General features: G+C 50.2%; 7 protein-coding genes. 6 read left to right on the forward strand and 1 reads right to left on the reverse strand.

The features are described 5' to 3' along the window. Positions 1-25 precede the first annotated feature (25 nt). From HCG69_RS20135 to HCG69_RS20155, 5 genes are read left to right on the forward strand one after another with little or no spacing between them, the layout of a single operon-like run. A complete protein-coding gene (locus HCG69_RS20135; protein WP_221651507.1) occupies positions 26-1,180 on the forward strand; it encodes an iron-containing alcohol dehydrogenase in 1,155 nt (384 codons plus the stop codon). Positions 1,181-1,200: 20 nt separating this feature from the next. Beyond that, on the forward strand, positions 1,201-2,283 hold the full coding sequence (locus tag HCG69_RS20140) for an alpha/beta hydrolase (protein ID WP_221651508.1): 1,083 nt from the start codon (positions 1,201-1,203) through the stop codon (positions 2,281-2,283). An 11-nt stretch (positions 2,284-2,294) separates the two neighbouring features. Then, complete coding sequence (locus HCG69_RS20885) at positions 2,295-3,359, forward strand: carboxymuconolactone decarboxylase family protein (protein ID WP_370634164.1); 1,065 nt, start codon at positions 2,295-2,297, stop codon at positions 3,357-3,359. Positions 3,360-3,371: 12 nt separating this feature from the next. Further along, positions 3,372-4,097 (forward strand): flavodoxin, encoded by a 726-nt coding sequence (locus HCG69_RS20150; protein ID WP_221651509.1) that lies wholly within the window; start codon positions 3,372-3,374, stop codon positions 4,095-4,097. 21 nt (positions 4,098-4,118) lie between these two features. Next, entirely contained in the window at positions 4,119-4,817 is a 699-nt protein-coding gene (locus tag HCG69_RS20155) for a flavodoxin (protein WP_221651510.1), read from the forward strand. A gap of 93 nt (positions 4,818-4,910) precedes the next feature. On the opposite strand, the gene HCG69_RS20160 is transcribed toward HCG69_RS20155, so the two are convergent. Continuing rightward, a complete protein-coding gene (locus HCG69_RS20160; RefSeq protein WP_221651511.1) occupies positions 4,911-5,267 on the reverse strand; it encodes a helix-turn-helix domain-containing protein in 357 nt (118 codons plus the stop codon). A gap of 146 nt (positions 5,268-5,413) precedes the next feature. On the opposite strand from HCG69_RS20160, the gene HCG69_RS20165 reads away from it, so the two are divergent. Then, positions 5,414-5,899 carry a heme-binding protein gene (locus HCG69_RS20165; protein ID WP_221651512.1) on the forward strand — a complete coding sequence of 162 codons (486 nt, stop codon included), beginning with the start codon at positions 5,414-5,416 and terminating at the stop codon, positions 5,897-5,899. The last annotated feature ends 308 nt before the right edge of the window (positions 5,900-6,207 follow it).

A 6,207-nucleotide genomic window follows, 5' to 3' on the forward strand; every position in this document is an offset into this window, starting at 1 on the left:
AAATGAACTAAAAAAGGGTATAGCAATGGATAAGTTTGTTTATCAATATCCCGTCCGACAATATTTCGGCAAGGGATGCGCTGAAGAAGCAATCAAAGAAGAATTGAAAAACGCAGGAGAAAACATCTTGCTGGCCTACGGTGGCGGTTCGCTCAAACGCACCGGACTCTATGACCGGATACGGTCGTGGCTCGCGGAGTGTGGCAAGTGCGTGACGGACTTCGGCGGCATTATGCCCAATCCCACCTATCGGAAGGTACAGGAAGGCGCACGGCTTGTACGCGAAAATGACATCGACTTCATTTTGGCCGTAGGCGGCGGCTCGGTCATCGACTGTTGCAAGATCGTGTCGGCCCAGTCGCGGCTCGATGAGGATATTTGGGACATGTGGTATGACCATCACCGCCTGCCGACCGATTTTGTTCAGATGGGGGCCGTTGTCACGGCATCGGGTACGGGTGCCGAACAAAACAACGGTGCGGTGATTACCCATGAAGAGAAGAAGCTGAAGCAACCGTTGTTCGGTGCCTATCATTCGTTTGCAGTCCTTGACAGCGACTTGACGAGAACTCTGCCCATGAAGCAGGTCATCAGCGGAGTGTTCGATACTCTATCACACTGTATGGAAACCTATATGGGCAAGCCGCAAGCGACGAATCTCAGCGATGAAATCAACGAAGCTGTGATGCGCAATGTTGTCAAGAACCTGCGTGCCCTCATTGCCAACCCCGACGACGACTTTGCCCGTGGCGAACTGATGTGGGCTTCGGCAATGGCGGAGAGCGGGATGCTGAAACTTGGTAAGCAGACCGATTTCCAGTGTCACATGATAGAACATGCCGTGGGGGCTTACACCGACTGTAACCATGGACAAGGGCTGGCGGTCATCCATCCCACCCTCTATCGCCGGATGATCGGCTATGGCACGGAGAAGCTGGTACGCATGGCGGAAACGGTGTGGGGCGTGAAAGGAGAAACAGCCGAAGAGACTGCTGCACGGGGCATCGACGCGCTCGAATCGTTTATCAAAGAAGTCGGACTGCCCACGCACTGGAGCCAAATGGGTATCACGGACGAATCCGTATTGCGTGCCGCTGCCGACACCTGTTTCCTCATGCCGGGCTGTTGTAAGCAGTTTTCAAGAGATGAAATTTTTGAGATATTAAAGGAACGTATGTAAACCATTAAACAGATAAAGTAATGAAGAAAGCATTTATAATCGCAAGTTGCATGGCTGCCACCCTTTGTGGAACAGCCTGCGCACAAAGTCAGGCATTTGTAGAAACACCTATTGTAAAGAGCCATAACAACAACCCATGGGGATTGGTCTATGCCGACGCACTTATGGAAAATGTGGCCGGTAAAATAAATATTCATCCTATTACTTACGATCTGAACGGATTGAAAATCGCCGCCAACGTCTATACGCCTGCGGGTTACAACCCGGCAAAGAGTTATCCCGCTCTCGTGGTAGCGCATCCCAACGGTGGCGTGAAAGAGCAGGTCGCAGGGCTTTATAGCCAACGCATGGCCGGGGTGGGTTATATCTGTCTGGCATTCGATGCAGCCTATCAGGGAGCCAGCGAGGGAGAACCGCGTAACACGGACAAGCCCGCCAACCGAATCGAGGACATCCGCCGGGCGGCCGACATCCTGCTGCAATATCCGGGTGTAGATCCGCAGCGTGTGGGTATCCTCGGCATCTGCGGTGGTGGCGGCTACACGCTGAAAGCCGTGCAGACTGACAAACGGTTCAAGGCGGTCGCTACCTTAAGCATGTTCAATACAGGGCTGGTACGCCGCAACGGGTTCCTCGATTCGCAGATCAATACTGTACAGGAGCGTCTGGCCGATGCCTGCGCCGCCCGTCAGAAAGAAGCCGAAGGCGGTGAGATCCAATACGTGGGCGACATGAGCGGCGTGACACCCGAACAGGCGGCGGCATTGCCTTTCGACCTCTATCGTGACGGCTACGAGTATTATCTGCAAAGCCACGCCCATCCCAATTCGACGTTCCGTTACACCCAAAGCAGCCTCATGGACCTCTTTGCCTTCGATGCCGCAGCGGACATGTATCTCATCAACCAGCCGTTACTGATGATGGCCGGCAGTATTGCAGATACGTTCTACATGACGGAGTTGTGTTACAGTCGTGCCACGGGTACGCAGGATAAGGAACTGTTCCTTATTCCCGGTGCGACACACATCAAGACCTACTACGTGCCGGAGTATGTGGATATGGCAGTTAAGAAGCTGACGGAATTTTTCGATAAGAAACTATAATGACGCAAGATATGAAAAAAATATATGTAACGATTTGCTTCTGTTTCATGACAGCAATGAATATGATGGCGCAACCCGTATCGACAGAGAACGGACTGACCTTGCGTCAGCAACACATCGTGAAAATCGCTTCCTGCACGGGCAAAGGCGATTTGGCGAACCTGAAACCCGCCCTTGCCGCAGGATTGGACAATGGACTGACCGTGAATGAAATTCGTGAAGTCTTGATACATGCATACGCCTATTGCGGTTTCCCCCGTAGTCTCCGTGCCTTACAAACCTTTATCGCCGTTTTGGACGAAAGAAAAGCGCAGGGGATTGAAGACACAGTGGGCAGGGACGCCTCACCCGTCGAAGACAACCGTACCCGTTACGGACGCGGCCGCGACATACTGGCTGAAATCTCCGGCGTACCTGCCGATGCACCCAAAGCCGGGTATGCCGAGTTCGCTCCCGTTATCGAACGGTTCCTTAAAGAGCATCTTTTCGCTGACCTCTTCGAGCGCGACGTGCTGACATACTCCGAACGGGAATTGGCCACGGTATCTGTCATCGCCGCATTAGGCGAAAGCGTGGAACCGATGTTGCGCGGACACATGGCCATCTGCCGGAATCTAGGCATGACAGAAGAGCAGCTCGACCGGATACTCGCAATTGCGACAACCGACATGGCTGATTGTGCCGTCAAAGATATTTTCCCGAAAGGGAACAAACTCCCCGATACGCTGAATTTCACAGGCGAGGCGTGGCTCGAAATGTTCGTCACGAAAGCCGACTCGATGGACTGTACGGTAGGTAACGTGACTTTTGCGCCGGGCGTGCGTAACAGTTGGCATTCACATCCGGGCGGGCAGATTCTGCTCTGTACCTCCGGCGAGGGATGCTATCAGGAGAAAGGCAAACCTGTACAGGTGCTGCGTCCCGGCGATGTCGTGAAGATTGCCCCGAACGTGGTACATTGGCATGGAGCCGCACCCGACAGCGAGTTTACGCACATTACCATCGGCCCACAGCAGTCGAAAGGCGGTGCCGTATGGCTGAATACTGTAACGGATGAAGAATACGATAACCAATAAAAATGATAGGACATGAAAAAGTTATTTATTATTCCGCTTTTACTTTTTTCGTTGACCACTATGGCAGCATGCTCTCCCGATGACACTCCCGCGCCGGAAACGGAGCAGCCGATGACTGCCGAAGGACCGGGAGATGGAGAAGAACCCGACAATCCGAACAATCCAGACGAGCCTGGAAACCCGGATACTCCGTCCGAAGACGGCAAGATACTCGTGGCTTACTTCTCCGCACAGGGACATACGCAAGCTGTGGCCGAGCGTATCGTGGAACTTACCGGTGCGGACGTGTACCGCATTGAAGCGGCCGAAACGTATGCTAAGAATCCCTACGATGACAGTGACCGTATCCAGAATGAGGCTTACAACGATCTGCGCCCGGGTGTGGCCAATCTACCTGATGCGGAAACGATAGCGCAGTACGACACGATTTTCGTCGGCTCGCCCTGTTGGTGGCACCAACCTGCTATGGTAGTCTGTACGTTTCTTGAAACATACGATTTGAAAGACAAGGTGATTATTCCGTTCTTCACCTACGGCGCAACTACCTATCTGAACGAATCGATGCAGAAGATTTACAAAGTAACGCCCGATTCGAAGCACATTCCGGAGACACTGCCAGAAGACCTCGATCCGGACGACATCACGATACCGGGCCGTCCGGATGATGCCGGCATTGACATGCCGGGAAATGCTAACGGTACGGAGGCGTGGTTACACAGGATCGGAATGATAGAATAAACAATTATAAAACGAATAAATATGAAAAAGGGAATTATAACAGCAGGAATACTGGCAATTATTGCCTGTGCAGTAACTGCTTATTGTTGGGCGGCCGGACATGAAAACATCTCGAAAGAGACGACGGTAACGGAAACAGCATCAAAGCAACAGATAGAATCGGTTGCTAATGCGGGCAATAGAAAATCTTTGGTCGTTTACTTTTCCGTTCCTGAAACAGACGGTGTGGATGCTTCGTCGGGAGCGAGCCGCGTCCTTTTCGGCGGAAAAGTGATGGGAAGCACTCAATATGTTGCTACCATTATTAGTGAGGCTACGGGAGGCGACCTCTTCGAGATAAAGACCGTCCATGCCTATCCTGGATCACATAAGGCCCTGATCGATACTGCGAAAGTGGAAATAGACAATAACGCCCGTCCGAGGCTGGCTACACATATCGAAAATCTGAAGGATTACGACATGGTGTTCGTCGGGTTTCCCAACTGGTGGTACGACATGCCGATGCCGCTCTACACGTTCTTCGACGAGTACGATTTCAGCGGGAAAATCATTGTTCCGTTCTGTACGCATGGCGGCAGCCGTTTTTCGGATGCGATTAAAACCATCCGCGAACTGGAAAAAGGTGCCACCGTCTTTGACGGATATGCCATCGCCCGAGACCGTGTGGCGGATTCAAAAGCTGGGGTACTGAAATGGTTGGAGAAAATAGGGATGAAGTAATAAAACGGAACCTATGTTGATTGGAACGGGCTGTTTGGAGTTGTCAGACAGCCCGTTTCCGATTTGCGGATAGTAATATTCTTTCGGAGGCTCTTATAAAGAGAGTTTCCCCATCTCGTCGAACATCTCTCGGTGTTCGTTACTCCACGCATCCATCATGCGGATGATGGGTACGAGCGATTCGCCGAGTTCGGTTAGAAAGTATTCCGTTTTCATCGGTACGGTGTCATGTACTATGCGACGCACAATGCCGACAGATTCCAATTCGCCCAGTTGTTGCACCAACACACGCCTTGTTGCGCCTTTTATCGCACGTTGAAACTCTACGGGACGATGAATGCTTTTGGTCATACAATTTATCAAATAAGGTTTCCATTTCGCGCCCATGACATATTGTGTAATCGTCACGCCACAATCCAAATCTATCGGAGGTATTTTATATTCATACATAGTGTTATACACGTATATCCTTTATTTGTTGCGAAAGTACGCAATTTCTACGGTATGAGCAAAGAATCATACTGTGATAAAATTATCACATATTGCAGGCAAATAGGTGATTATATAATTTTGTAACCAGTAATAACCAAAAGAAGATGAAAAGATTATTAACCGCAGGATTGCTTGCAATCCTCACAACAATATTTTGTATGGCTCAAGTCAATGAACGGGAAATCTTGTCGGACGAACTGTGCGACAAGATGTGTGCCGCAGCGCACGAAAAGAGTAAGGAATTAGGCATCGACATCAGTTTCGCCATTGCCGATCGGCACGGGTTGCCGCGCGTCTATCGGCGTTATGGGGATGCGCTGGTATTGAGTATCACACTCGTACCTGGTAAAGCGTACACGGCAGCCGTCACGCAATGCAAGACGAAAGATGTGGCGGGCGCGGCCGCCGAAGGTGCGCCGCTGATGGGTATTCAGACGAATGATCCGCGTATTACGCTTGTGGCGGGCGGCTATCCGTTGTTCGTGGATGGAAAGATAGTCGGTGCAATCGGTGTGGGCGGCGGTACGGAAGCGCAGGACTGCGAAATTGCCGAATACGTGGTGAACGTGTTCGAAGAGCTGACGAAATAAAATCATTATTATAATGAAATAATTTGCGTCCACGCATTTACGCGATAAAGATAGTTCCTTCTTTCAACTACGCCTCACGGTTTTCTAATAGCTGTGAGGCTTTATCCTTATTATGCACATTTTACTGAAATCAGTAAAAGTTATACTCCTATCTGTAATTTGGATAGTGAAAGTGCTATTCTATAGACGGCTGCCGATTGCCATTTTACCTGTTTTATCAAAGAAATCCATATACTTCTATGTTGTATTCCTAATAATTGAATACTTTTTTATTTGTTATTAACTTTATAAATCAATTAGTTATCTCT

This window comes from Bacteroides sp. K03 (genome assembly GCF_019734355.1).
GTDB classification, from domain to species: domain Bacteria; phylum Bacteroidota; class Bacteroidia; order Bacteroidales; family Bacteroidaceae; genus Bacteroides; species Bacteroides nordii.

Excerpts from the sequence above, each read along its gene's own strand:
- HCG69_RS20135 (WP_221651507.1), top strand. The coding sequence starts at position 26 with ATGGATAAGTTTGTTTATCAATATCCCGTCCGACAATATTTCGGCAAG.
- HCG69_RS20160 (WP_221651511.1), bottom strand. The coding sequence starts at position 5,267 with ATGTATGAATATAAAATACCTCCGATAGATTTGGATTGTGGCGTGACG.
- HCG69_RS20140 (WP_221651508.1), top strand. The coding sequence starts at position 1,201 with ATGAAGAAAGCATTTATAATCGCAAGTTGCATGGCTGCCACCCTTTGT.
- HCG69_RS20155 (WP_221651510.1), top strand. The coding sequence starts at position 4,119 with ATGAAAAAGGGAATTATAACAGCAGGAATACTGGCAATTATTGCCTGT.
- HCG69_RS20150 (WP_221651509.1), top strand. The coding sequence starts at position 3,372 with ATGAAAAAGTTATTTATTATTCCGCTTTTACTTTTTTCGTTGACCACT.
- HCG69_RS20885 (WP_370634164.1), top strand. The coding sequence starts at position 2,295 with ATGAAAAAAATATATGTAACGATTTGCTTCTGTTTCATGACAGCAATG.
- HCG69_RS20165 (WP_221651512.1), top strand. The coding sequence starts at position 5,414 with ATGAAAAGATTATTAACCGCAGGATTGCTTGCAATCCTCACAACAATA.